Annotated in this window: 26 protein-coding genes; 24 read left to right on the top strand and 2 right to left on the bottom strand. The window is 69.6% G+C overall.

Features of this window, described 5'->3' with window-relative positions; translation table 11 throughout:
• Positions 1-22: 22 nt before the first annotated feature.
• The gene (locus OD750_RS24240; protein WP_272842138.1) at positions 23-427 is read left to right on the top strand and encodes a type IV pilin protein; all 405 of its coding nucleotides are present in this window, start codon (positions 23-25) and stop codon (positions 425-427) included.
• A gap of 163 nt (positions 428-590) precedes the next feature.
• Here OD750_RS24240 and OD750_RS24235 read toward each other — a convergent pair whose 3' ends face one another.
• Positions 591-1,946, bottom strand: coding sequence for an adenosylmethionine--8-amino-7-oxononanoate transaminase (locus OD750_RS24235; RefSeq protein ID WP_263541388.1), 1,356 nt, complete (start codon positions 1,944-1,946; stop codon positions 591-593).
• 60 nt (positions 1,947-2,006) lie between these two features.
• On the opposite strand from OD750_RS24235, the gene gspG reads away from it, so the two are divergent.
• The 23 genes from gspG (at position 2,007) to OD750_RS24120 (ending at position 23,093) form a co-directional block, all read left to right on the top strand.
• Positions 2,007-2,450 (top strand): type II secretion system major pseudopilin GspG, encoded by a 444-nt coding sequence (gene gspG / locus OD750_RS24230; RefSeq protein ID WP_263541200.1) that lies wholly within the window; start codon positions 2,007-2,009, stop codon positions 2,448-2,450.
• A 13-nt stretch (positions 2,451-2,463) separates the two neighbouring features.
• Positions 2,464-3,126 (top strand): prepilin-type N-terminal cleavage/methylation domain-containing protein, encoded by a 663-nt coding sequence (locus tag OD750_RS24225; protein ID WP_263541199.1) that lies wholly within the window; start codon positions 2,464-2,466, stop codon positions 3,124-3,126.
• A complete protein-coding gene (gspI, locus tag OD750_RS24220) occupies positions 3,113-3,496 on the top strand; it encodes a type II secretion system minor pseudopilin GspI (protein WP_263541198.1) in 384 nt (127 codons plus the stop codon). Before OD750_RS24225 ends, gspI begins: the two co-directional genes overlap by 14 nt.
• Positions 3,493-4,104 (top strand): type II secretion system minor pseudopilin GspJ, encoded by a 612-nt coding sequence (gene gspJ, locus OD750_RS24215; protein ID WP_263541197.1) that lies wholly within the window; start codon positions 3,493-3,495, stop codon positions 4,102-4,104. Before gspI ends, gspJ begins: the two co-directional genes overlap by 4 nt.
• Entirely contained in the window at positions 4,101-5,045 is a 945-nt protein-coding gene (gene gspK, locus OD750_RS24210) for a type II secretion system minor pseudopilin GspK (protein WP_263541196.1), read from the top strand. The genes gspJ and gspK overlap by 4 nt, the downstream gene beginning before the upstream one ends.
• A gap of 52 nt (positions 5,046-5,097) precedes the next feature.
• Positions 5,098-6,267 carry a type II secretion system protein GspL gene (gene gspL / locus OD750_RS24205; RefSeq protein WP_263541195.1) on the top strand — a complete coding sequence of 390 codons (1,170 nt, stop codon included), beginning with the start codon at positions 5,098-5,100 and terminating at the stop codon, positions 6,265-6,267.
• Positions 6,264-6,755 (top strand): type II secretion system protein M, encoded by a 492-nt coding sequence (gspM, locus tag OD750_RS24200; RefSeq protein ID WP_263541194.1) that lies wholly within the window; start codon positions 6,264-6,266, stop codon positions 6,753-6,755. Before gspL ends, gspM begins: the two co-directional genes overlap by 4 nt.
• A gap of 42 nt (positions 6,756-6,797) precedes the next feature.
• Positions 6,798-7,565 (top strand): type II secretion system protein N, encoded by a 768-nt coding sequence (gene gspN / locus OD750_RS24195; RefSeq protein WP_263541193.1) that lies wholly within the window; start codon positions 6,798-6,800, stop codon positions 7,563-7,565.
• Complete coding sequence (locus OD750_RS24190; protein WP_263541192.1) at positions 7,565-8,359, top strand: inositol monophosphatase family protein; 795 nt, start codon at positions 7,565-7,567, stop codon at positions 8,357-8,359. Before gspN ends, OD750_RS24190 begins: the two co-directional genes overlap by 1 nt.
• 37 nt (positions 8,360-8,396) lie before the next feature.
• A complete protein-coding gene (gene nudE, locus OD750_RS24185; RefSeq protein WP_263541191.1) occupies positions 8,397-8,957 on the top strand; it encodes an ADP compounds hydrolase NudE in 561 nt (186 codons plus the stop codon).
• A complete protein-coding gene (gene cysQ / locus OD750_RS24180; RefSeq protein ID WP_263541190.1) occupies positions 8,954-9,763 on the top strand; it encodes a 3'(2'),5'-bisphosphate nucleotidase CysQ in 810 nt (269 codons plus the stop codon). Before nudE ends, cysQ begins: the two co-directional genes overlap by 4 nt.
• A gap of 10 nt (positions 9,764-9,773) precedes the next feature.
• Positions 9,774-10,577, top strand: coding sequence for a nucleoside triphosphate pyrophosphohydrolase (mazG, locus tag OD750_RS24175; RefSeq protein WP_263541189.1), 804 nt, complete (start codon positions 9,774-9,776; stop codon positions 10,575-10,577).
• Positions 10,578-10,847: 270 nt separating this feature from the next.
• Positions 10,848-11,144 carry a hypothetical protein gene (locus OD750_RS24170; RefSeq protein WP_263541188.1) on the top strand — a complete coding sequence of 99 codons (297 nt, stop codon included), beginning with the start codon at positions 10,848-10,850 and terminating at the stop codon, positions 11,142-11,144.
• A gap of 397 nt (positions 11,145-11,541) precedes the next feature.
• The gene (locus OD750_RS24165; RefSeq protein WP_263541187.1) at positions 11,542-11,814 is read left to right on the top strand and encodes a class I lanthipeptide; all 273 of its coding nucleotides are present in this window, start codon (positions 11,542-11,544) and stop codon (positions 11,812-11,814) included.
• A 272-nt stretch (positions 11,815-12,086) separates the two neighbouring features.
• Positions 12,087-12,392: a hypothetical protein gene (locus tag OD750_RS24160; RefSeq protein ID WP_263541186.1), complete on the top strand. Its 306-nt coding sequence runs from the start codon at positions 12,087-12,089 to the stop codon at positions 12,390-12,392.
• A gap of 292 nt (positions 12,393-12,684) precedes the next feature.
• A complete protein-coding gene (locus OD750_RS24155) occupies positions 12,685-12,981 on the top strand; it encodes a hypothetical protein (protein ID WP_263541185.1) in 297 nt (98 codons plus the stop codon).
• Between the two features lie 81 nt (positions 12,982-13,062).
• A complete protein-coding gene (locus OD750_RS24150) occupies positions 13,063-13,254 on the top strand; it encodes a class I lanthipeptide (protein ID WP_263541184.1) in 192 nt (63 codons plus the stop codon).
• A 92-nt stretch (positions 13,255-13,346) separates the two neighbouring features.
• The gene (locus OD750_RS24145) at positions 13,347-14,720 is read left to right on the top strand and encodes a lanthionine synthetase C family protein (protein ID WP_263541183.1); all 1,374 of its coding nucleotides are present in this window, start codon (positions 13,347-13,349) and stop codon (positions 14,718-14,720) included.
• Complete coding sequence (locus OD750_RS24140) at positions 14,717-17,980, top strand: lantibiotic dehydratase (protein ID WP_263541182.1); 3,264 nt, start codon at positions 14,717-14,719, stop codon at positions 17,978-17,980. Before OD750_RS24145 ends, OD750_RS24140 begins: the two co-directional genes overlap by 4 nt.
• On the top strand, positions 17,977-19,242 hold the full coding sequence (locus OD750_RS24135) for an HlyD family secretion protein (protein ID WP_263541181.1): 1,266 nt from the start codon (positions 17,977-17,979) through the stop codon (positions 19,240-19,242). Before OD750_RS24140 ends, OD750_RS24135 begins: the two co-directional genes overlap by 4 nt.
• Positions 19,243-20,009: 767 nt before the next feature.
• Positions 20,010-22,154, top strand: coding sequence for a peptidase domain-containing ABC transporter (locus tag OD750_RS24130; RefSeq protein WP_263541180.1), 2,145 nt, complete (start codon positions 20,010-20,012; stop codon positions 22,152-22,154).
• Between the two features lie 186 nt (positions 22,155-22,340).
• Positions 22,341-22,604: a hypothetical protein gene (locus OD750_RS24125; RefSeq protein WP_263541179.1), complete on the top strand. Its 264-nt coding sequence runs from the start codon at positions 22,341-22,343 to the stop codon at positions 22,602-22,604.
• 195 nt (positions 22,605-22,799) lie between these two features.
• Positions 22,800-23,093 (top strand): hypothetical protein, encoded by a 294-nt coding sequence (locus OD750_RS24120; protein WP_263541178.1) that lies wholly within the window; start codon positions 22,800-22,802, stop codon positions 23,091-23,093.
• A 39-nt stretch (positions 23,094-23,132) separates the two neighbouring features.
• Here OD750_RS24120 and OD750_RS24115 read toward each other — a convergent pair whose 3' ends face one another.
• Positions 23,133-23,771, bottom strand: a complete 639-nt coding sequence (locus OD750_RS24115) for a hypothetical protein (RefSeq protein WP_263541177.1) — start codon at positions 23,769-23,771, stop codon at positions 23,133-23,135.
• Positions 23,772-23,999 lie beyond the last annotated feature (228 nt).

The raw sequence follows: 23,999 nt of genomic DNA, 5'->3' as shown, positions 1-23,999 counted from the left end.
TCGCGAGGTCTGATCGATGCGCATGCCCGGCCGTGGTTTCACCTTGATCGAACTCGTCACCGTCGTCGCGATCGTCGCGGTGCTCGCGGCGATGGCGATGTCGTCGTATTCGAACTATGCGTTTCGCGCGCGTCGCGCCGAGGGGCGCGAAATGCTGATGCGCGTGGCGAGCGCGCAGGAGCGCTACTTCACGAATTTCAACCGCTACGGCACGCTCGTCGAGCTGCGCTTCGGCAACGCCGTCGCGTCCGAGCGCGGCCACTACACGATCGCGGCGACGCTCGGCGCGAACGATCAGACCTTCACGCTGTCGGCGACGCCGACGAGAGCGCAGCTGAAGGACAAGTGCGGCACGCTGACGATCGACAACGCCGGTGCGAAAGGCCCCGCGCCCGCGCCGTCGCACACGAACGGCGCGTGCTGGTAGCGCCTCGTGTCGTGTTCCGTGGATACGTCGGAGAATTCCGACGTCTTTCGCCGTAATCCTGCGTTGCCGTTCGTCGCCGTACTACCGCTACGACTCCTCGCAGCGCCTCGTCTTGCGACGTTGCCATCCGAACGTCAATCCAACGTATTTGCGACAAGCAACATCAGCGCACCGCGAGTGCGATGCCGGCCATCGCGGTGTCGACGACGAGGTCGATCTCGTCGGTCGTGATCGCGTACGGCGGCATGATGTAGACGACGTTGCCGAGCGGCCGCAGCACGACGCCCTCGTCGAGCGCGTAGCGATAGCAGGCGAGGCCGCGGCGCTCGTGGGCGGGAAACGGCTCTCGCGTGGCGCGGTCGCGTACGAGTTCCACCGCCGCGATCATCCCGGTCTGGCGCACGTCGGCGACGTTCGGATGATCGCGCAGCGGCGCGAGGCGTTGTGCCAGGTGCGCCGCGAGCGCGCGGTTGTTCGCGAGCACCGGCTCGTCGCGAAATACCTGCAGCGTCGCGAGCGCCGCGCGGCACGCGAGCGGATTGCCGGTGAAGCTGTGCGAATGCAGAAACGCCTTGCCCGCACGATATTCGGCGTAGAACGCGTCGTACACGGCGTTCGTCGTCAGCACGGCCGACAGTGCCAGCGTGCCGCCGGTCAGCCCCTTCGACAGGCACAGAAAATCGGGCGTGACCCGTGCCTGCTCGCACGCGAACAACGTGCCGGTGCGGCCGAAGCCGACCGCGATCTCGTCGGCGATGAAATGCACGTCGAACTCGTCGCACAGCCGGCGCAGGCCGGCGAGATAGCTCGCGTCGTACATGCGCATGCCCGCCGCGCACTGTACGAGCGGCTCGACGATCACCGCGCAGGTTTCGTGCGCGTGGCGCTCGAGCAGCGCGCGCAGCTCGCCGAGCCGCCGCGCGGCGGTGCCGGCCGGCGTCTCGCCGGGCGCGCCCTCGTAGGCGTCGGGCGAGGGCGCGAGGATCGGTTTCGTGAGCAGCGGCGCATACGTCGCGCTGTACAACGGCACGTCGGTGACCGACAGCGCGCCGAGCGTCTCGCCGTGATAGCTGCCGGTCAGTGCGATGAAACGCGTCTTGCCGGCGCGTCCGAGGTTGAGCCAATAGTGGAAGCTCATCTTCAGCGCGACTTCGATCGCGCTCGACCCGTTGTCGGCGTAGAACACGCGGGCAAGTCCGGGGGGCGCGACGCGCACGAGTTCCTCGGCGAGTTCGAGCGCCGGTTCGTGCGTGAACCCGGCGAGCATCACATGATCGAGGCGGTCGAGCTGGTCTTTCAGCGCCGCGACGATGCACGGATGGCGATGGCCGAGCACGTTCGTCCACCATGAGCTGACGGCGTCGACGTAGCGCTTGCCGTCGGCGTCGGTCAGCCACACGCCTTGCGCCTCCACGATCGGCAGCATGGGCTGGGTTTCGTGGTCGTGCATCTGCGTGCAGGGATGCCAGACGACGGCGAGATCGCGCGCGGCCAGCGCCGCGTTGGAACGGGGGAGGATACGGACATGGCTTTGCTATGATCGGCGGGTTCTTCCCCTGCAGCAAGCGCAAGGTCACGCATGAACATCGCAATGCCGCGCCGCCGCCGTGCCGGCGGCTTCACGCTCATCGAAGTCCTGGTCGTCGTCGTGATCCTCGCGATCCTCGCCGCCGTCGTCGTGCCGCAGGTCATGCAGCATCCCGGCGAGGCGCGCGTCGCACGGTCGAAAGCCGACATCCAGGCGATCGTGACCGCGCTCAATACGTACAAACTGGACAATTTCAACTATCCCGCTTCCGAGCAGGGCCTCGAAGCGCTCGTGACGCGGCCGGCCGGCACGCCGGAAGCGCCGAACTGGCGCAAGGGCGGCTATCTCGACCGCGTGCCGAAAGATCCCTGGGGCCGCGCCTATCTGTACCTGGCGCCGGGCGCGCACGGCGAAATCGACGTCTACACGCTCGGCGCCGACGGCAAGAGCGGCGGCGACGGCGAGAACGGCGATATCGGCAATTGGGCGCAGTGATCGGACCACGGTGATGACGCCGCGTCGTGCGCGAGGCGAAATTCAGCGTCGCCCCCTCACCCGACCCTCTCCCCCAAAAGCATTTGGGGGAGAGGGCTGCGATCTCCCTCTCCCCCAAACTTGCTCGGGGGAGAGGGGCGGGGTGAGGGGGCGGCGTCTGCGTCCGTCTCGCACGAAGGTTTTTGCGACCGGCTTCACCTTGATAGAAGTCCTCGTCGTCGTCGTGATCCTCGCGATCCTCGCCGCCGCGGTCAGCATCGCGATCGCGGGGAGCGGCGGCGAACGGCAGCTCGAACGCGAAGGCGAGCGCCTCGAAGCGCTGATCGCCTATGCCTGCGAACGCGCCGAACTCGGCGGCCGCCCGATCGGCCTCACGTTCAAGCCCGACGGCTACTTCTTCAGCGAAACGAACGAGGAACGCTGGGCACCGATCGCGATCGGCGAATTGCGCGACCGCCGCTGGACCGGCGCGTTCGCGCCGACGCTCTCGCGCGACGGCGTGCGCATCGAACTGACCGGCGAGACGCCCGTCGAGCCGCATGCCGTGTGTTTCGCGTCCGGCGAACTGACGCCGTTCCGCCTCGAACTCGCCACGGCCGACCTGCCGTACCGCTGGCGCATCGACGGCGAACCCGACGGCACGATCACGCGCGAGCGACGCGATGTCGTCCGCTAGACGCCCGCGCGGCTTCACGCTGCTCGAAGTGCTGATCGCTCTCGTCGTGCTCGGCGTGAGCCTGACCGCGCTGATTCACGCCGCGAGCGTCAGCACGCGCGATTTCGCCGGTATGCGCGAACGCACGCTCGCGGGCTGGATCGCCGCGAACGTGCTGACCGAAACGCGGCTCAAGTCGAACAACCCCGCGCCGGGGCGCAGCGACGGACGCCTGCGCTACGCCGGGCGCGACTGGGCCTGGACGCTCGACGTCGAGCCGACGACGGAAGAAGGAATAAGTCGCCTTGATGTACAAGTGTACGCCGACGCCGAGCGCACCGATCCGGTCGCGCGGCTGACCGGTTTCACCAGCCGGTATCTGACGCCGTGAACGCGCGCCGCCGGGGCTTCACACTCGTCGAGGTGCTCGTGGCCACGGCCGTGTTCGCGGCGATGTCGGCGCTCGCGTGGGGCGGTCTGAACGCCGTGATCCGCGCGCGCGCCGCGCTGGTCGACGAGCAGCAGGCGTTCGCGCAGATCCAGCGCGCGGTCGGCGCGTTCGAACGCGACGTGCAGGCCGTCGTGGCGCGTCCCGTGCGCGGCAACTACGGCGAGGTGTTGCCGGCGCTCGTCGGCGACGGCGACAGCCTCGAATTCACGCGCCTGGGCTATGGCGGACCGAATGCGGCGCGTTCGGCGCTCGAACGCGTGCTGTACCAGCAGGACGGCAAGAAGCTCCGGCGCGGTCGCTATCCGGTGCTCGACCGCGCGGCCGGAACGCTGCCCGTGTTCAACGACGTGCGCGACGGCGTGCGCAGCCTGCGTCTGCGCTATCTCGACCCGCGCGGGCGCTGGCTCGACGCGTGGCCGCCGCGCGACGTCGAACCCGACGCGCTGCCGCGCGCGGTCGAGCTGCGCGTCGACGTCGAAGGCCTCGGCGAAATCACGCGGCTGGTCGAAACGCCCGGCCGCGCGACGCCGGGCGGAGCGGCGCCATGAGCCGCGGCACGCGCCAGCGCGGCGTCGCGCTGCTGATCGCGCTGCTCGTGGTCGCGCTCGCGACCGTGCTGATCGCGGGTCTCGTCGACCGCGGCGAACTGTCGGCCGCGCGCACGCGCAACGCGCTGCGCGCCGAACAGGCCGACGCCTACGCGCGCGGCCTCGAAGCGTTCGCGGCCAAAGTGCTCGCGAAGGATCTCGAGCAGAACACGTACGACGCGGCCGGCGACCTGTGGAGCCTGCCGATGCCGCCGACGCCGGTGCCGGGCGGCACGATCGGCGCCGTGATGCGCGACATGAACGGCTGCTTCAACCTCAACAACCTGCGGCCGGGCAGCGTTACCGTGCCGCAGACGTTGTGGGTCGAGCGTTTCCGCCGCCTGCTGACCGCGCTGCAGATCGATCCGTCGCTGACCGAAGTGGTCGTCGACTGGCTCGACGACGACGGCGAGCCCGGCGGCGGCACGCAGGGCAACGGCGCCGAGGACAGCGCCTACGCCGCGCTCGAACCGCCGTATCGCGCCGCGAACCGCGTGTTCGCCCACGTCACGGAGCTGCGGCTCGTGCAAGGCGTGACGCCGGCGATCTACGCCAAGCTCGCGCCGCACGTGTGCGCGCTGCCGGCGGGCAGTCTGCTCAACATCAACACCGCGACGCCGGCCGTGCTGCGATCGATCAACGAGCGCATCACCGACGAGGTCGCCAAGCGCCTGTGGAACGAAGGCCAGGCGCGGTGGATGTCGGTCGACCAGTTGTTCGACGAACTGGCGAAGCAGAATATCTTCCTCGATCCGGGCGCACGTCCGGGCCTCGACATCAAAAGCCGCTATTTCCTCGCGCGCGGCACCCTCGTGCTCGACGGCCTGACCTTCTACCCGACGAGCCTCGTCGACCGCGATGCCGGCATGCGCGTGCTGCAGCGCAGTCGCGGCTCGGACTGATGCGCTACACTCCGGCGGCCTCGTCTTTCAGCTTCCTATGCCGCATCGCCTGTTGATCCGCCTTCATGCCGACGGTCGCAGCACCTGGCTCGCCCAGGGCGCCGACGGCCGCGCGCTCGCCGGCGCGACGCACGGCCTGCCGCCGGCCCAGGCCGTCGCTCAGGCGGCCGGCGTCGTCGTGTTCGTGCCGGCATCCGAAGTGCTGCTGCTCGAAACCGCGGCGGTCGCCAAAAACCGCGCGCAGCTCGTCAAGGCCGTGCCTTACGCGCTCGAAGACCAGATCGCGCAGCCGGTCGAGGAGCTGCATTTTGCACTTGCGCCGAAAGTGGAAGACGGCCGCGTCGGCGTCGCCGCCGTCGCGCACGCGCGCCTGAAGGCCTGGCTCGCCGTACTGACCGAAGCCGGCGTGCATCCGGACGCGATCGTCCCGGAAGTGCTGGCGCTGCCGGTCGGCGGCCTGCTGATCGAACAGGACAAGGCCGAGCTGCGCCTCGCTGCCTGGCGCGCCGCCAGCATCGACGTCGATTTCCTGAGCGACTGGCTCGAGTTCGCGAACGACGGCAGCCTGCCGCAGATCGACGTGTACGACGCGCGCGTCGCGCCGCCGCTGGCGCTGCCGGTGAAGCCGCGCGCGTACCACGAGCGTCAGCGCGACCCGCTTGCGCTGCTCGCCTCGGGCATGCCGGGCGAGCCGGCGCTGAACCTGCTGCAGGGCGACTACGCGCCGCGCCACCGCAGCGCGCCGGTCGCGCGGTTGTGGCGCATGGCCTCGATGCTGGCCGGCTTCGCGCTCGTGCTCGCGTTCGCGCAGGCCGCGATGGAGCGCTATGCGCTCGCGCGCCAGTCCGACCGCCTCGACGCCGCGATGCGCGGCATTCTTCTGGAACATTTTCCGGAAATGGAAAAAGTGGCCGGCGAACCGGCGGCGCTGATGAAAAGCGCGCTGGCGCGCCTGGGCGGGTCCGACGCTAGCGGCGGCGCGATGTACGCGCTCGGCCGCATCGCGCCGATCGTCGGTTCGACGACGCGCGTAACCACGCGCGGCATCGAGTTTCGCAACGGCGTGCTCGAACTGTCGCTGACCGCGCCCGACGTGCCGACGCTCGACACGATCCGCGAACGCCTGACCACCGTGCCGGGCCTGAAGGTCGAAGTGACCGCGGCCAACCCCGGTGCGAACGGCGTCGACGGCCGCCTGCGCATCACCGGAGGCACGCCGTGACCGCGCGCGACTGGTGGAATTCGCGCGAACCGCGCGAACGCCGGATGCTCGCGATCGGCGGCACGCTCGCGGCGGTGATGCTCGTGTGGGGCCTCGCGTGGAATCCGCTCAGCCGCGCGCGCGCCGACCTGCGCGTGCGCGTCGCCGCGCAGGAGGCCGATCTCGCCACGATGCGCGAACAGGCCGCGCGCGCGCAGACGCTGCGCGGGCAGGGCGCGCGCGCAAAGGTCGAACGGCAGGGCAAGTCGCTGCTCGCGCTGGCCGATGCCACCGCGCGCGGCGCGCTGCTCGCGAACGCGTTGAAGCGCGTGGAGCCGACCGGTCCCAAATCGGTGCGCGTGAGCCTCGAAGCGGCCGATTTCGACGCGATCGCCGACTGGCTCGACGGCCTCGGCCGCGATTTCGGCGTGATCGCGACCGACTTCTCGGCCGACCGCGCCGAAGGCAGCGGGCGCGTCAACGCACGCGTCACGCTCGAAGAGCCGTAGGGTTTTCCTGCGACAATGAACCATTGCACAAAGTAAATTCCGATGAGAGCCATACGTCTGCTGGTGATGCTGCTGTTCGTGCTCGTCGTGATCGTCGCCGTCGTCGCACTGACGCTGCCGGCCGATCTCGCGCTGCGCTGGTTCAGGCCGAACCTCGGCCCCCTGCAGCTGTCGGGCGTCGCCGGCACCGTCTGGGAAGGCCGCGCCGGCACGGTGTCGGCGTTCGGCAAACCGCTCGGCGCGCTCGAATGGCATGTCGAGAAGACGCCGATCGTCTTCGGTCGCGTCGTGGCCAACGCGTCGCTCGGCGGCGCGTCGATCAGCGCGAGCGGCGACGCGACGCGCGATTCCGACGGCAGCGTGCTCGTACGCAACGCGAAGTTCTCGTTCCCGGCCGAACTCGCCGCGCCCGCGCTCGACATTCCGGCGTTGAAGCTGCTCGGCACCGTCGACGGCTCGCTCTCCGAAGGGCGCATCGTCGGGGGCTGGATCGCCGGCGCCCGCGGCAGCGCGCGCTGGCGCGAAGCGGGCGTCGTCGGCGAGGCCGAGGCGCGCTTCGGCGACGTGCTCGCGGAATTCGCGTCGGCGCCGGACGGCAGCATCGCCGGCACGGTCAAGGACGACGGCACGTCGAGCCTCGTCGTCGACGGCCAGTTCGTCGTGCGGTCGGGCGAGTTCGACTCGACCGTGAAGCTCGGCGTGCGCGCCGAAGACAATCAGCTGCGCGAAGCGCTGCGCTACATCGGCGAGCCGCAGGCCGACGGCACGTCGCTGCTCAAGATCCACGGCCAGCTGCTGAAACTGTTCTGATGGCGGCGCTCGACGATGCCTTCCTCGACCGCGCGCTCGCCGTGGCGCGCGACGCCGCCGCGGCGGCGGCCGAGGTGATCGCGCACTATTACCGCGCCGGCTTCGACGTCGAAACGAAGGCCGACGAAACGCCGGTGACGATCGCCGACCGCGAAGCCGAAGCGGCGATCAAGCGCGTGCTGCGCGCGTCGTTCGCCGATCACGCTTACTACGGTGAAGAAGAAGGCCGCGAAGGCGACGGCGATTTTCTCTGGCTGATCGATCCGATCGACGGCACCAAGAGTTTCGTGCGGCGCTATCCGATGTTCTCGACGCAGATCGCGCTGATGCATCGCGGCGAACTCGTCGCCGGCGTGTCGCACGCGCCGGCGTTCGGCGAAACCGCGTGGGCGCGGCGCGGCGGCGGCGCGTGGCTCGACGGCGAGCGCGTGCGCGTTTCGGCGGCCGGCGATTTCGACGCGCGCACCGCGATCTCGTTCGGCAACGTCAAGACGCTGTCGCGCGACGCGCGGTGGCAGGCGCTCGCGTCGATGGTGCAGCGCTGCGGCCGCACGCGCGGCTACGGCGATTTCTACCACTACCATCTGCTCGCGCGCGGCGCGATCGATCTCGTGATCGAGTCCGACCTCAACATCCTCGACGCCGCGCCGCTGGTGGTGATCCTGCGCGAAGCCGGCGCGGTCGTGACCGACCTTGCCGGCGCCGCGCCTGACCTCGCGACGACGAGCATCCTCGCCGGGCCGCCGGCCTTGCACGCGAAGGCGCTGGCCGAGTTCCGCGCCGCAACGCCTTGAAGTGCCAACGGTCACGCGGGCCGGTTAGAATCGGCGGATGCGCGAACGACCGAAAATCCATGCCACCCGACTCGCCGACGCGAGCCACTTCCTGCGCGTCGAGCAGATCGACCTCGAATTCTCCAACGGCGAACGCCGCACGTACGAACGCCTGAAAGGCTCGGGCCTCGGCGCCGTCATCATCGTGCCGATGCGGGACGACGACACGGTGCTGCTCGTACGCGAATACGGCGTCGGCGTCGATCGCTACGAGCTGGGACTGCCGAAAGGCCGGCTCGACCAGGACGAAACGGTCGAACAGGGCGCGAACCGCGAACTGAAGGAAGAAATCGGTTTCGGCGCGCGGCATCTGAAGATACTCACGACGCTGTCGCTGTCGCCGGCCTATATGACGAGCATGACGCACGTCGTGCTCGCGCAGGAGCTGTATCCCGAGCGTCTGCAGGGCGACGAGCCGGAAGAACTCGAAGTGGTGCCGTGGAAGCTGTCGCAGCTGCACGAACTCCTCGGCCACGAGGAAGTCAGCGAGGGCCGCTCGATCGCGGCGTTGTTCATCGCGCGCGAATATCTCGCCGGCCGTTTCAGGCCCGGCGCATGATCGGGGCGGATCTCGATCTCGCCGCGCTCGCGCGCGCCGCGTGCGCGCTCGCGCACGCCGCCGGCGAAGAAATTATCAAGGTATACGAAGCGGATTTCGCGGTCGAACACAAGGACGACCGCTCGCCGCTGACCGAGGCCGATCTCGCGTCGCACCGAACGATCGTCGCGGGCCTCGAAGCGCTCGAACCGCACCTGCCGGTGCTGTCGGAAGAATCCGCGCAGATCGAAGCGGCCGAACGCGCGGCGTGGACGCGCTACTGGCTCGTCGACCCGCTCGACGGCACGCGCGAATTCGTCAAGCGCAACGGCGAATTCACCGTGAACATCGCGCTGATCGACGCGGGCCGCCCGGTGCTCGGCGTCGTGCAGGCGCCGGTGACCGGCGAGCTGTGGTTCGCGTGGGACCGCGGCGGCGCGTGGGCGCAGTCGCGCGGCGGCGAGGTGCGTGCGATCGCCGCGCGCGCGCGCGCGACACCGCTCGTCGTCGCCGGCAGCCGCTCGCACGCGAGCGCGCGCGAGGCCGACCTGCTCGCGCGCGTCGCGCCGGTCGAAAAACTCTCGCTCGGCTCTTCGCTGAAATTCTGCCGCATCGCCGAAGGCGCGGCCGACCTGTACCTGCGCCTCGGGCCGACGTCGGAATGGGATACGGCCGCGGCGCAGTGCGTGCTCGAGCAGGCGGGCGGCGCGGTGACCGATCTTGCGGGCCGGCCGTTCCGCTACAACGTCCGCGACACCTTGCTCAACGGCGATTTCATCGCCTACGGCGACCGTTCGGTCGACTGGGTCGGCCTGTTCCGCGAATAGGATCCGCTGCATGCACACGATCGACGACCTGCTGCGCATCATGACGACGCTGCGCGATCCCGAGCGCGGCTGTCCGTGGGACGTCGAGCAGAATTTCGCGACGATCGCGCCCTACACGATCGAGGAAGCGTACGAGGTCGCCGACGCGATCGACCGGCGCGACTACCCGGGCCTGTGCGAAGAACTCGGCGACCTGCTGCTGCAGGTCGTATTCCATGCGCAGATGGCGAAAGAAGCCGGACACTTCGATTTCGGCGACGTCGTCGAGGCGATCTCGACGAAGATGGTCCGCCGTCACCCGCACGTGTTCGCCGACGCCGAAGTGGCCGACGCGCAGGCGCAGACGCAGGCGTGGGAAGAACACAAGCGCGCCGAGCGCGCGGCAAAAGGCGAGGCCGACGACAGCGCGCTCGCCGGCGTCTCGCGCGGGCTGCCCGAATGGCAGCGCGCGCTCAAGCTGCAGAAGCGCGCCGCGACGGTGGGTTTCGACTGGCCGTCGATCGAGCCCGTGATCGACAAGCTGCACGAGGAAATCGACGAGGTGCGCGCCGAGTTCGCGAGCGGCGACGCGGCGCGGCTGACCGACGAGATCGGCGACCTGTTGTTCGTCTGCGTCAACGTCGCGCGGCACGGCAAGGTCGATTTTTCGCAGGCGCTGCGCGGCGCGAACGCGAAGTTCGAGCGCCGCTTCCGGCGCATGGAACAGCTCGCCGCCGCCGGCGGCGGGCTCGCCGGCCTGACGCTCGCGCAGCAGGACGCGCTGTGGGATCGCGCCAAGACCGAAGAAAAAGCCGCGCAGTCCGGTCTGCCGTAGGTCACGGTCGCGGACGGCGCGCACCGGTCCGCGGCGAGCCCGATTTTGCGATTCCTGCGCGTTTGCGCGTACCGCTTGTCATTCCTTGCGATTGATACTTATCGCGTTTGCAAAAAACGCCGCCCGCGCGCGCCCGGTTTGCGCCGGGATGCGGCCGGCGCCTTCCTCGACCGCCGGCGCGGCGCTTTCTACGGTCGGCGCGACTCGCGCGCAAAGCATGCCGGCGCGCGAGTCGCGCATCACGGCATGCCGCAAGGAAGGAGTCGAATCGTGAAAAAGATCTCGTTGTCGAAAGAAACGCTGCGCGTGTTGACCGCGCAGGAAGCCGCGGACGTCGCGGGCGGCGCGCTCGTGACGCGCCGTGACGACTGCAATCCGACCGAAACCCGCCCGGCGACGGGCTGCGGCACGGCGACCGGCGCGTGTCCGAGCGCGGCCTGTCCGACCAATACGTGTCCGACCAACGGCTGTCCCACCACGACGTCGGTGCCGTGCCCGCCGACGCTCACGTCGCAATGCCCGGAACCGACGCAGGTCTGTCCGGAAACCCGCAACTGTCCGGTCTGAGGTCGTAGCCGCGTCCGCCGCCGGGTTCGGCGGCGGGCGTTGTTTGCGGCATCGTACTTATGTGAACGCCGTAACCTTGACACAATGCAACATGTACGAACCGATGGGGGCGAACAAGTCCATCCTGCACTTGTCGCCCCGCGTCGAGTCCGGCGCAGGTCCGGACTCGACTCACGCCGCGTCAAGCACTTGCGTGCTTGACGCGCGAGCGAGCCATCCATGGCTCGCGGAAACTCTGAACTTGTTCAGAGTTTCCTTATTGCTGTCTGCGTCGGGGTGGCATAGGCTGCGCGCTGCACGGCGCCGGGGGCGGGTCGTGAACCTTGCGATCGCCTGCCCCTCGCGCGGACGAGAGGTGCGTTCGCGTTTGTCATCAGCCAGATGCGAAGGATTTCCGATGAAAAAGATCTCGTTGTCGAAGGAAACGCTGCGTGTGCTGACCGCGCAGGAAGCCGAGCAGGTTGCCGGCGGCCTGCCGCCGTCGACGATCCCGGAAGCGCGCTGCCCCGCGCCGATCTCCAATCCGGAGCCGTGCAACCCGCCGACGTACGCGTGCCCGACGAACGGCTGCCCGCCGTACACGACCAACTGCCCGGCGACGACGAACTGCCCGCCGCCGCAGACGTCGCCGACGCGTCCGCAGGCGCGCTGTCCGGCCTGCCCGCTGTAACAAACCGCGTTTCGCGCGCGGCCCTTTCACCGAAGAGCCGCGCGTCCGGTTTGGCAACCGCTGCGGTTCGGCGGCGTTTGCGCAAATCTCAACAGGTTGTTTTGTAGCGGGTTTCCCGAAATATCGTCCCGCTCGCGCCGCGCCGCCTCCCGCGCGCGCCGCACTTCGCTCTCGATCGATGCGCGCCCCGTCACTAGCGTGGCCGTTGCGCCGGTAAGGCACGGGGCCGACCGCGCGCAGCCATTGCGGCAACGAAAACGAGAGGGCGAACCATGAAAAAGATCCATTTGTCGAAAGAAACCCTGCGCGTCCTGACCGCCGAGGAGGCACGCGCGGTCGGCGGCGGCAGCCTGCGCGACGACTGCAATCCGACGGAAACGCGGCCCGCCACCGGCTGCGGCGGTACGACCGGCACCGGCACCACCGGTCCGACGCCGACCTCGCCGCAGGCGACGTGCCCGTCGCCGACGTCGCCGGCCGCCACCTGCCCGACGCCGACCACGCCGGCCGCCGGCTGCCCCGGCACCGGTACCGGCACCGTCACGACGACCGAGACGGTCCGTCGCTGCCCGCCGTGACACCGGTAGAACGCTCTCCGCCTGCGGGCGGGGAGCGTTCGCTTGCATCGCGCTCGCGGATTTCGACAGCGGAAACGCGCGCGATCGCGAATCGGCGCCTCGTCGCGGTAATTCTCAAAAACGTGACGAGTAGCACTCTGGAATATCTAAACAAGTTTGCGCTATGCCGTACGCCGGGCTAGGCTGCCGGCTCCACGACGCCGGGGGGCGGGTGGTGGAGACGAGCGCGGGGAATGAGCATCCGAATGTCGGATCGATTCGTCGCGTCCATGCAACCGACCAGGAGGGAGCCATGAAAAAGATCCAGCTGTCGAAAGAAACCCTGCGCGTGCTGACCGCCAACGAATCCGAGCTCGTCGCCGGCGGCGTGAGCAATACGTGCATTCCGAAGCAGGGCCCGTGCGGTACTGAAAGCGTCCCCGTCGCGGCTTGCGCGACGAACAACTGTCCGCCGCCGACGGACGGCTGCGCGACCGCCGCGTGCACCGTCGGATGCCCGCCGCAGACGAACAACTGCACCGCGGCGTGCCCGACGAACGGCTGCCCGCCGACCGAAACGCAGCGTCGTCCGCGCTGCGTCATTCCCTGATCGGCACTTTGCACGACGGGCCGGCTTCGCGAGCGAAGCCGGCCTTCGATTTCGAGTAATGCCATGACGCAAGGAATGATCATGAAAAAAATCGTCCTCTCGAAAGAAACGCTGCGCACGCTGACCGCGCAGGAGTCCGAGGCGGTCGCGGGCGGTCGCGACGTCCAGGCGGACGACGCCGACGACGGCAGGATCGGCATCGGTCCGAAGCGCGACACGCAGTCGCCGTGCCAGACGTTCCCGGTGCGCATCTGCGTGACCGGCCGCTGCTGATGTACCGCCCGCGCCGATCGCGGCGCGGGCACCACCGGTACGGTTCGCGTACCGATCGTCGTTCCGCTGGGTGAAGACTTTCCGGATAACGCATGAACTCGATGCTCGCCAACGAACCCGCAACGACGGCGAACGCCGCCGCTCAAGCCATGCATGCCGCGCCGCTCGCGCCGGCGAACTCGCCGCTGCACGGCGAACTGCGCAAGGCCGTCTGGGACTATTGCCGCGAACTGGCGGCGGTGTGCCGCTCCGACGCGCACGAATTCGAAGGCACCGGCCTTGCGCGCGGGCGCATCGGGCCGGCGCAGTTTCTCGCCGCGTGGCATCGCGCGACCGGCGACGCGGATGCGCGCGACGCGGCGCTCGCGCACGCGCAGGCCACGCTCGAGACGATGGGCGGCGACCCGCTGCGCTTCGACTGGATCGGCGGCCTCACCGGCACGACCTGGGCGCTGCGCCGCATCGCCTGGCTCGACGACGAACCGCTCGATCCCGATTTCAGCGACGAGATCGACCGCACGCTGACGCTGCGCCTGGGTGTCGCGCAGTGGACGGGCGACTACGACCTCATCAGCGGCGTCGTCGGCGACGGCCTGTACGCGCTCGACCATCCGGACCGTGCGTGGCGCGACCGGCTCGTCGGCGCGGCGCTCGCGCACCTCGTCAAGCTCGCACGCACGAACGAAAACGGCACGACCTGGTTCACCGAGCCGCACCTGTTGCCCGAACATCAGCGCGTGCTGTTTCCGAACGGCTACCACAATCTCGGTCTCGCGCACGGCGTGCCCGGCGTGATCGGGTTGCTCGCGCGCTGCATCGAATCGGACTGCCACGCGCAAACCGCGCGGCCGCTGCTCGACGGCGCGATGCGATGGCTGCAGGCGCAGAGCCTGCGCCTGCCGGGGCGCGAACCGTCGACCGGCGAAAAAGGCTACTTCGCGTCGTTTGCGGAAAGCGACCGGCCGACGCGCCTGGCGTGGTGCTACGGCGATCTGGGCGTGTGCGCGGCGGTCCTGCGCGCCGCCGACGCCGCGGGCCGCGACGACTGGCGCGCGTTCGCGCTCGAGATCGCGCGCGACTGCGCGTCGCGCAGCGCCGACGAATGCTTCGTCAACGACATGGGCATCTGCCACGGCAGCGCGGGCGCCGCGCTCGTGTTCCTGCGCCTGTGGCAGCAGCTGGGCGACGAATCCCTCGCGCAGGCCGCGCGCTTCTGGGCGCAGCGCACGCTCGACATGCGCCTGGCGCAGTTTCCGCACACGGCCGGCGTGTTTCGCGCCGAGTGGGAAGACGGGCAGTATTTTCCGGTCGCGTGCGTGAGCTGGATCACCGGCGCGGCCGGCGTGGGCCTTGCGCTGCTGTCTTGCCTGACCGGCGATCCCGACGCGTGGGATGCGCCGTACCTCACAGACCTGCCGCGCGGGGCGCAGCAGGGCACCGACCTGCCGCGCGGAGCGCAGCCGTGAGCCTCGCGACGCCGGAACTCGCCGCCAAGCCGGCCGCGTCGCCCGCGCGCAAGGCGGTACCGGGCCTGTTCGCGGCCGAAGACTATTTCGCGCTGCGCGCGCCGCTCATGCCCGTCTCGCGCTGGCTCGCCGGCGGCGCGAGCGCGGCCGATCGCGCCGCGTCGCTCGCGTCGCTGCGCGCGCTGTGGGACGACGCGCGCGTACGCGAAGCGGTGCTGCTGGCGTCGTCGTCGCTGCACGAGCGGTTGTCCGGCTGGGACTGGAACGCCTCGAACGAAAAAGGCGCGAAGCTCGCGCAGGCTTTGTACCGCTACGTCGCGCGCATGTGCACGCGGCCCACGCCGTTCGGCCTGTTCGCGTCGCTGAGCCTCGGTCGCGAAGGCGCGGTCGGCGGTCTCGATCTCGACGCCGCATCGCGCCTGCGCCGGCACACGCGGCTCGACACGTCGACCGTCGCGGCGCTCGGCGAAAAGCTCGCGCGCGATCCGGCGCTGCGCCCGCGCCTGCGCGTGCGCCGCAACGACTGCGGCCACGCGGTCGGCGACCGCTGGCACTACGTCGAGTGGGAACTCAAAAGCGAAGTGCGCCGCTATACGCTGAGTTCGGTCGCCGCGAGCGAATATCTCGACGTCGCGCTGCGATGCGCCGACGGCGACGGCTGCGACATCGAGGCGATCGTCGCGGCGCTCTGCGCCGCCGACGCCGAGATCGAACGCGCCGACGCGCTCGAATTCATCGACAGCCTGATCGACAGCCGCCTGCTCGTGCCGACGCTCGAGCCGTGCGTCACCGGCCGCGAATGCCTGCCGGTGCTGATCGACGAACTCTTAGCGCTCGCGCCCGACGCGCCGGGCCTGCCCGAACTCGGCGCCGCGCGCGACCGGCTCGCGGCGCTCGACGCGGCCGATCTCGGCCAGCCCGCCGCGACCTACGACGCGGTCGCCGACGCGCTCGCGCCGCTCGACGCGAACCTGCGCCGCGATCGCCTGTTCCAGGTCGATCTTTATCGCGATGTGGAAGGTTTGCGTCTGCCGCACGAAGTGCTCGCCGAAGTCGCGCGCGCCGCCGAGGCGTTCGTGTCGCTCGGCGCGTGGCGCAACGGCCCGCTCGACGACTTCGCGCGCCGCTTCGCGCAGCGCTACGAGGAGCGCCGCGTGCCGCTGCTCGACGTGCTCGACGAGGAAACCGGCATCGGCAGCGGTCGCGCCGCGGCGGTGCCGAGCGCGCTGCTCGACGGCGTCGCCTGGAGCGGCGGCGGCGAGGCGGCCGCGGGCGGCGTGCGCGGCGACGCGCTGATGCTCGCGCGCTGGCACGACGCCATCGCGCGCGGCGTCGACGAAATCGTGCTCGACGCGAAAGATCTGCCGACGCTGTCCGACACCGAACGCGCAGGCGTGCCGCATTCGCTCGCGGCGATGGCCACGCTGCTGGCGCCCGACGCCGCCGCGCTCGCGCAGGGCGACTACGCGATCGTCATGCACAGCGTGTGGGGACCGAGCGCGATCAACCTGCTCGGCCGCTTCTGCTTCGGCGACGGAGAGCTGGCCGAATGCGCGCGCGCGTCGCTGCGCGCCGAAAGCGCGAGCGAACCCGACGCCGTGTTCGCCGAAATCGTGCACCTGCCGCAGGAGCGCCTGGGCAACGTCGTGTGCCGGCCGCTGCTGCGCGACTACGAGATCCCCGTGCTCGGCCGCTCCGGCGCGCCGGCCGACCGGCGCATCGCGCTCGACGATCTCGACGTCGAAGTGCAGGGGCGCAGCGTGCGACTGTATTCGCGCCGCCTCGGCAAGCGCGTGATTCCGCGCATGAGCAACGCGCACAACTACGGCGCCGACACGCTCGGCGTCTACCGCTTCCTGTGCCAGGTGCAGTACCAGGAATCGGTGATGGGCGGCTTCTCGTGGGGCAGCCAGCTCGGCAACCTGCCGCGCCTGCCGCGGCTGCGTCACGGCCGCGTCGTGCTCGCGCCGGCGCAGTGGCAGGTCAAGGCCGACGGCGCCAAGGCGCTCGTCGACGCCGACGACGCGGCGCGCGGCGCCGCCGCCGCCGCGTGGCGGCAATCGCTGGGTCTGCCGCGCCTCGTCGGCATCGTCGAGTTCGACAACGTGCTCGCGATCGACTTCGACAATCCGGTGGCCGTCGACACGCTCGTCGACGCGTTGAAGCAGAAGCGCGCGCTCACGCTCATCGAACTCAACGCCGATCCGGCGCAGTTGTGCGTCGGCCGCGACGGCGACCGCTACGCGCACGAGATCGTGCTGCCGCTCAAGCGCGCGTCCGCGCCGGCCGGCGCGAGCGCCGACGAGAGCAATCCGCGCCAGCGCGAACTGCGCAAACGCTACGAGGCCAAGACCGGCGCACTCGCCGTCGACGCCGCGCAGCGGTGCCGCCTGCCGGGTTCGGACTGGCTGTACTACCGCGTGTACGGCGGCGCGAGCGTGCTCGACCGCGTGCTCGTCGACCGCCTCGCGCCGCTCGCCGACGCGCTGCGAGCCTCCGGCGCGTGCGCCGACTGGTTCTACATCCGCTACGCCGATCCCGACTGGCACCTGCGCCTGCGCCTGACCGGCGATCCCGCGCGGCTCGCCGGCGAGGCGATGCCGCGACTCGCCGACGCGCTCGCGCAACTGCGCGGCGAAGGCTCGATCGTGCGCGTGGACATCGGCAGCTACGACCGCGAGATCGAACGCTACGGCGGCCTCGACGGCATGGCGCTGTGCGAGCGCTGGTTCGCGCAGGACAGCAGGCTCGTCGCGAATCTGCTGCGCGAACTGCGCGGCGCGCCGCCGGCCGCGCGCTGGCAGCTCGCGGCCGCGGCGCTCGTGCGCGGCCTCGGCGATTTCGGGCTCGACGCCGAAGCGCGCGCCGACCTGTTCGCGTATCAGGCCGGGCGCTTCCTCGACGAATTCTCGATGCGCAAGCAGCGTCTGGCGACGCTCGGCAACAAGTACCGCGAGTTCTCCGGCAGCCTGCAGGCGATCTGCGCCGGCGCGCTGCCCGAAGGCCTGCCCGACCCCGCGGCCGTCGCGGCCGCGCTCGACGCGGACGCGCTCGAGCGCCGGCGCATCGGCGATGCGCTGCGCGAAACCGAAGCGGCCGGAAAGCTGCACGGCACGGTCGCCTCGGTCTTGCCGAGCCTTGTGCACATGAGCTGCAACCGCTGGTTCACCGACAACGGCCGCGCGCACGAAATGGTACTGTACGAGCTGATCCGGCGCGGCTGCGAAGCGGTGCGCGCCCGGGCCAGGAGCGGCGCATGAGCGACGAGGGCGAATCGAAAATTCTGCCGTTGTTTCGACCGGAAGCCGTGCAGGCGCAGACCGGCACGGGCCTCGGCGAGATCATCCTGTCGCAGCCGCTGTCGGCGCGCCTGCTGTCGGCGATATCGCTTTTCATCGCGCTGTCGGCGATCGTTTTCCTGTTCGTGGGGCAGTACACGCGGCGCGTGCGCGTCGAGGGCTTTCTGCTGCCCGAGCAGGGCGTGCTGCGCATCGTGCCGCCGCAGACCGGCATCGTGCGCGAACTGCGCGTGCGCGAAGGCGACGTCGTGAACAAAGGCGACGTTCTGTACGTGTTGTCGTCCGAGCGCTCGGTCGCCGACGCGCCGTCGACCGAGGCGCGCATCGTCGAGCGCCAGCGCGAGCGGCTCGCGAGCCTGACCGCCGACGTGAAGGATCTGGACACGCGCCAGCGCGGACAGCTCAGGTCCGCGCGCGAGCGTGCGGAAGGCCTCGCGCTCGAACTCAAGTCGATCGACGCGAACGTCGCGGTCGCCGAGCAGCAGCTGCAGCTCGCGGTCGACAGCTATCGCCGCTACGAAAAGCTGCGTGCGTCGAAGGTGGTGTCCGAGCTCGACATGGAGCGTCTGAAGCAGTCCGAACTCGACCGCAAGGCGGGCCTCGAGTCGCTGCGGCGCGAAAAGCTGTCGGCGCAGAACGGTCTGCGCGCGGCACAAGTGGAAATCGACGAGCTGCCGCTGCGCCAGCGCGCCGAGCGCGGCGCGCTCGACCGCGACATCGCGGCGCTCGAACAGAGCCTCGTCGAAAGCGAGGCGCGGCGCGAAGTGCAGGTGATCGCGCCGGAAGCCGGCCGCGTCGCGGCGGTGATCGCGGTCGCGGGGCAGGGCGTGTCGCCGGGCCAGACGATGCTGCACCTGCTCCCGTCCGAGTCGTCGCTGCAGGCGTCGCTGTACGTCACGAGCGCGGCGATCGGGCTGATCCGCAACGGGCAGCGCGTCAAGCTGCGCTATCCGGCGTTTCCGTTCGAGCGCTACGGGCATCAGGAAGGCGAGGTGGCGTCGGTCGCGACCAGCGCGGTGCGCGCCGAAGAGCTGCCGTTTCCGCTCGCGACGACCGAGCCGGTGTATCGCGTGCAGGTGAAGCTCGACGCGCAGACCGTCGGCCCGGAAGGGCGCCGGCATGCGCTGCAGGCGGGCATGAAGGCCGAGGCCGACGTGATGCTCGACCGGCGGCGGCTGATCGACTGGATGTTCGAACCGCTGCGCGCGATGGCGGAGTCGTAGAAAGCAACTCCCTCTCCCCCAAGCGAGCTTGGGGGAGAGGGCTTGAGCAGTGCGCCGCAAAGGTGCGGCAGGGGTTTTGCTCCCTCTCCCCCGCAGGCTTGCGGGGGAGAGGGCTGGGGTGAGGGGGCATGCGCGGCGCACTTCGTCGAGGTTGAAGAAGCGCACGGCGTCGCCCCCTCACCCAACCCTCTCCCCCAAGCGAGCTTGGGGGAGAGGGCTTGAGCAGTGCGCCGCAAAGGTGCGGCAGGGGTTTTGCTCCCTCTCCCCCGCAGGCTTGCGGGGGAGAGGGCTGGGGTGAGGGGGCATGCGCGGTGCACTTCGTCGAGGTTGAAGAAGTGCACGGCGTCACCCCCTCACCCAACCCTCTCCCCCAAGCGAGCTTGGGGGAAAGGGCTTGAGCAGTACGCCGCAAAGGTGCGGCAGGGGTTTTGCTCCCTCTCCCCCGCAGGCTTGCGGGGGAGAGGGCTGGGGTGAGGGGGCATGCGCGGCGCACTTCGTCGAGGTTGAAGAAGTGCACGGCGTCACCCCCTCACCCAACCCCCTCCCCCAAGCGAGCTTGGGGGAGGGGGCTTAAGCAGTACGCCGCAAAGGTGCGGCAGGGGTTTTGCTCCCTCTCCCCCGCAGGCTTGCGGGGGAGAGGGCTGGGGTGAGGGGGCATGCGCTGCGCACTTCGTCGAGGTTGAAGAAGCGCACGGCGTCGCCCCCTCGCCCAACCCTCTCCCCAGGCGAGCTTGGGGTAGAGGGCTTCGAGAGCAACGAGAGACCGGATGTCACGCATACTCGAACAACTCGAACTCGGCCTGCGCAGGCGCCGCCGCGTGCCGGTCATGATGCAGACCGAAGCCGCCGAATGCGGCCTTGCGTGTCTGGCGATGATCGCCGCGCACCACGGCCACGAGGTCGATCTCGCCGGCCTGCGTGCGAAATTTTCCATTTCGCTGAAAGGTTCGACGCTGTCGGACCTCATGAGCATCGCCGCCTCGCTCGATTTCGCCGCGCGACCGCTGCGCCTGGAGCTCGATCACCTGAGCGCGCTGCAGCTGCCGTGCGTGCTGCACTGGGATCTGAACCACTTCGTCGTGCTCGTCGCCGCCGACGACAAGCGCATCACGTTCAACGACCCGGGCTTCGGCCGCCGCACGATGTCGCTCGAGGAAGCCTCGAAGCATTTCACCGGCGTCGCGCTGGAACTCACGCCCACGCCGGGCTTCTCGCCGCGCGAAGCCAAGCGCGACGTCAGCCTGCGCCAGCTGATCGGCAAGACGATCGGCTTCCGCGGCGCGGTCGCGCAGCTGCTGTGCCTCGCGCTCGCGCTCGAAACGTTCGCGCTGCTCGCGCCGCTCCTGATGCAGTGGGTCGTCGACCAGGCGATCGTCTCGGGCGACCGCAGCCTGCTGGCGACGCTCGCGATCGGTTTTCTGCTGCTCGGGCTGGTCCAGGCGTCGGTCAGCATCTTCCGCGGCTGGGCCGTCATCCGCCTCGGCACGTCGCTCAACGTGCAGTGGATGTCGAACGTGTTCGCGCACATGATCCGGCTGCCGATCGCGTACTTCGAAAAGCGCCACCTCGGCGACGTCGTGTCGCGCTTCGGTTCGATCGAATCGATCCAGCGCACGCTGACCGGCACGTTCGTCGAGGCGATCCTCGACGGCATCATGGCGGTGATCACGCTCACGATGATGCTGATGTACAGCCCGCGCCTGGCCGTGATCACGATCTGCGCGGTGGTCGCATACGGCGCGTTGCGCGTGGGCCTGTACCGGCTCATGCGTGAACTGGCCGAAGAACAGATCGTGCTCGGCGCCAAGCAGGAGAGCACGCTGCTCGAGACGATCCGCGGAATCCAGTCGATCAAGCTGTTCAGCCGCGAAAACGATCGCCAGGCGCGCTGGATGAATCTCATGGTCGAGACGACCAACCGCTCGCTGCGCACGCAGAAGCTGAGCCTGTTGTCGCGATTCCTCAACAGCCTGTTGTTCATGGTCGAGAACGTGCTGATCGTGTTTCTCGGCGCGCAGCTCGTGCTCGACAAGTCGCTGACGCTCGGCATGCTGTTCGCGTTCATGGCGTACAAGGCGACGTTCGCCACGCGCGTATCGACGCTGATCGACCGCGGCGTTGAGCTGTCCATGCTGCGGCTGCAGGCCGAGCGTCTGGCCGACATCGTGCTGACCGAGCGCGAGAACACCTCGCCGAGCTACGCGTCCGAAGCGGTCGAGGGCGCCGCGGCGCTCGAAGTGCGCGACCTCACGTTCCGCTACGCCGACAACGATCCGCTCGTGCTCGATCGCGTGAGCTTCGAGATCCGGCCGGGCGAATCGGTCGCGATCACCGGGCCGTCCGGCTGCGGCAAGACGACGCTCGTGAAGCTGATGCTGGGGCTGATCCAGCCGACGTCGGGCGACATCCTCGTCGACGGCGTGTCGATCTTCTCGCTCGGCCCGGCGGCATACCGGCGGCGCGTCGCCGCGGTCATGCAGGAAGACCAGTTGTTCGCCGGTTCCATCGCCGAGAACATCGCCTTTTTCGATCCGCAGCCCGACACCGCCGCGATCGAACGCTGCGCGCGGCTCGCGGCGATCCACGACGACGTGCTCGCGATGCCGATGCGCTACCAGACGCTCGTCGGCGACATGGGCACGGCGCTGTCCGGCGGACAGAAGCAGCGCCTGCTGCTGGCGCGCGCGCTGTACAAGGAGCCGCGCCTGCTGTTTCTCGACGAGGCGACGAGCCATCTCGACGTCGACAACGAGCGGCTCGTCGGCGACGCGGTGCGTCGGCTGGCGCTGACGCGCGTGATCGTCGCGCACCGCCCCGAAACCATCCGATCGGCCGATCGCCAGATCATGCTCGAACGCCTGCAGGGCGATCGCGCGGTGCCGACCGGCAAGGGGCGTATCGGCGCCGCGTAGCTTGCTGCGCCGCAGCAGGTACTGCGTCACGGTTTTGTTGCAATGTGGCCGTCGCGGTAAAAAAGATATGTGAAAAAATCATGATTCGGGCGTATGCTCGCGCAGCTTCTTTGGGCCGCGCGGCGACGCGCGGCCTGCCGGCATCCCGCCGTGGGATCGCGACTCCCCCTGAAACAGGAGAACCCGATGAAGAAGATCTCGTTGTCGAAGCAGACGCTGCGCGTGTTGACGGCGCAGGAAACCGGCATGATCGCCGGCGGCGCGATCACGATGCCGCGCACGCGGTGTCCGACGTCGCAGATGCCCGAGTGCGAAGACACGGCAACCTGCTATACCGCGAACTGCACGAACACGTGCGCCTGCACCGGCACCTGCGCCTGCGGCACGGCCGATTGCCCGCCGGCGACGACGAACAATCCGCGCGCGCGCTGCGCGTGCCCGGACGTCTGACGCAAGGCACAGGCGGGCTCGTCCGGGAGACGGCGCACCGCGAAATACACGGCGGTGCGTTTCGTCCCGGCGCGCTGCCGCGTATTGAAAGTGTGGAAGTTCGAGCATCTATTCTCGTATCCGCCTCGCCGCGACCGCGGCGAGGCGCGGCGTTCCGCGACGGCGCGCCGCTCGTCCACGGACACGGGGATAACGATGAAGAAAATCGCATTGTCCAAAGAAACGCTGCGCGTGCTGACCGCGCAGGAGACCCGGCATGTCGGCGGTGGCGCCGATTCGCGCGCCGCCTGCGAAACCGCGTGGGATCAAATGTGCCTGACGCGCTATTTCTCGTGCGCCGACGATTGCAACACGGGGACCGAAAGCGTCGGCTGTCCGCCGCCGCAGACGCAGGGTTGCCCGACCGGCGCCTGTACCGGCACGGGAACGGGGACCGGTGGGACGGGCACCGGCGGCACCGGTACGAATCCGCCGACGCATACGGTCTGACGCATGTTGGTCGCGTTCTCCGGCGCGAGCCGGAGAACGCTACGGCTGGCGTTCGCCGCCGCCGAACGCGCGCCGCCGCGCGAGCGTGCGTACTTTTTCCTCGGCGGCGAGTACGCGCGAGCGGTCGTCGTCGGCCAGCGGCGCGTGCGACAACACGTAGTGCGCGCTGCGCACGACGTCGCGCCAGCGCGGCTGTTTGGGCAGGCGCGCGAGGCTCAGGTATCGCTCCATCGAACGCACGCGCAGGCGGCCGTCGTCGCAGGTGACGTGCCAGATGCCGCTGCGTTCGGCGAGCGTGATGCGCGTGCCGCCGCTGCGTTCCCAGCATTCGAGCGCGTCGAACATCAGGACGACGAGCGCATGGCGGAACTCCGCGTCGCGCGACGGCTCGCGGCGCGCGGAAGCGACGTTCGGCGCCGGCGCGGCTTCGACCGCCGAGCGGCGCGGCGTGCGCGTTTCGTATTCTTCGTGCGAGCCGCCGATGGCGAGCGCGGCGACGCGATGCTCGCCGCCGGCGGTACGCCGGCGCGAACGCAGCTTGCCCGTGCGCAGCAGGCGGCGGCCGGTGGATATCCGCCGACGGCGAGGCGGCCGCTGCGCGCGCAGCAGGCGATGCAGAAACAGCGCGCAGACGAGCGCCGGCAGGCAGACCGAGGCGATGAACAGCAACGACAGCATGGCGGAATCCGATACGGGCATGGAACGGCGAGGCTCCGTGACGGCCGGAACGGCATACAACACTGGACCGGCGACAGAGGACTCGCCGCGAACGCCATGGCGCCCCCGCGAGGCCACGTCGTACGAAGACGAGTCTAGTCAAAATCCAGGATGCAAGGTTGCTCAATATGCGCTTTGATGCAAGCTCGCGTATTGAACAAGTGCACGAACCGTTGCCGATGCTGCGCG

The sequence above is a fragment of the Tahibacter soli genome (genome assembly GCF_025717065.2).
GTDB classification, from domain to species: Bacteria; Pseudomonadota; Gammaproteobacteria; order Xanthomonadales; family Rhodanobacteraceae; genus Tahibacter; species Tahibacter soli.
This window is presented reverse-complemented; position numbering and strand designations above follow the sequence as displayed.

Excerpts from the sequence above, each read along its gene's own strand:
- OD750_RS24165 (WP_263541187.1), top strand. The coding sequence starts at position 11,542 with ATGAAAAAGATCTCGTTGTCGAAGGAAACGCTGCGTGTGCTGACCGCG.
- OD750_RS24135 (WP_263541181.1), top strand. The coding sequence starts at position 17,977 with ATGAGCGACGAGGGCGAATCGAAAATTCTGCCGTTGTTTCGACCGGAA.
- OD750_RS24120 (WP_263541178.1), top strand. The coding sequence starts at position 22,800 with ATGAAGAAAATCGCATTGTCCAAAGAAACGCTGCGCGTGCTGACCGCG.
- gspG (WP_263541200.1), top strand. The coding sequence starts at position 2,007 with ATGAACATCGCAATGCCGCGCCGCCGCCGTGCCGGCGGCTTCACGCTC.
- OD750_RS24130 (WP_263541180.1), top strand. The coding sequence starts at position 20,010 with ATGTCACGCATACTCGAACAACTCGAACTCGGCCTGCGCAGGCGCCGC.
- OD750_RS24150 (WP_263541184.1), top strand. The coding sequence starts at position 13,063 with ATGAAAAAAATCGTCCTCTCGAAAGAAACGCTGCGCACGCTGACCGCG.
- OD750_RS24160 (WP_263541186.1), top strand. The coding sequence starts at position 12,087 with ATGAAAAAGATCCATTTGTCGAAAGAAACCCTGCGCGTCCTGACCGCC.
- OD750_RS24125 (WP_263541179.1), top strand. The coding sequence starts at position 22,341 with ATGAAGAAGATCTCGTTGTCGAAGCAGACGCTGCGCGTGTTGACGGCG.
- OD750_RS24115 (WP_263541177.1), bottom strand. The coding sequence starts at position 23,771 with ATGCTGTCGTTGCTGTTCATCGCCTCGGTCTGCCTGCCGGCGCTCGTC.
- gspK (WP_263541196.1), top strand. The coding sequence starts at position 4,101 with ATGAGCCGCGGCACGCGCCAGCGCGGCGTCGCGCTGCTGATCGCGCTG.
- OD750_RS24190 (WP_263541192.1), top strand. The coding sequence starts at position 7,565 with ATGGCGGCGCTCGACGATGCCTTCCTCGACCGCGCGCTCGCCGTGGCG.
- OD750_RS24240 (WP_272842138.1), top strand. The coding sequence starts at position 23 with ATGCCCGGCCGTGGTTTCACCTTGATCGAACTCGTCACCGTCGTCGCG.
- OD750_RS24225 (WP_263541199.1), top strand. The coding sequence starts at position 2,464 with ATGACGCCGCGTCGTGCGCGAGGCGAAATTCAGCGTCGCCCCCTCACC.
- gspN (WP_263541193.1), top strand. The coding sequence starts at position 6,798 with ATGAGAGCCATACGTCTGCTGGTGATGCTGCTGTTCGTGCTCGTCGTG.
- mazG (WP_263541189.1), top strand. The coding sequence starts at position 9,774 with ATGCACACGATCGACGACCTGCTGCGCATCATGACGACGCTGCGCGAT.
- gspI (WP_263541198.1), top strand. The coding sequence starts at position 3,113 with ATGTCGTCCGCTAGACGCCCGCGCGGCTTCACGCTGCTCGAAGTGCTG.
- cysQ (WP_263541190.1), top strand. The coding sequence starts at position 8,954 with ATGATCGGGGCGGATCTCGATCTCGCCGCGCTCGCGCGCGCCGCGTGC.
- OD750_RS24155 (WP_263541185.1), top strand. The coding sequence starts at position 12,685 with ATGAAAAAGATCCAGCTGTCGAAAGAAACCCTGCGCGTGCTGACCGCC.
- nudE (WP_263541191.1), top strand. The coding sequence starts at position 8,397 with ATGCGCGAACGACCGAAAATCCATGCCACCCGACTCGCCGACGCGAGC.
- OD750_RS24145 (WP_263541183.1), top strand. The coding sequence starts at position 13,347 with ATGAACTCGATGCTCGCCAACGAACCCGCAACGACGGCGAACGCCGCC.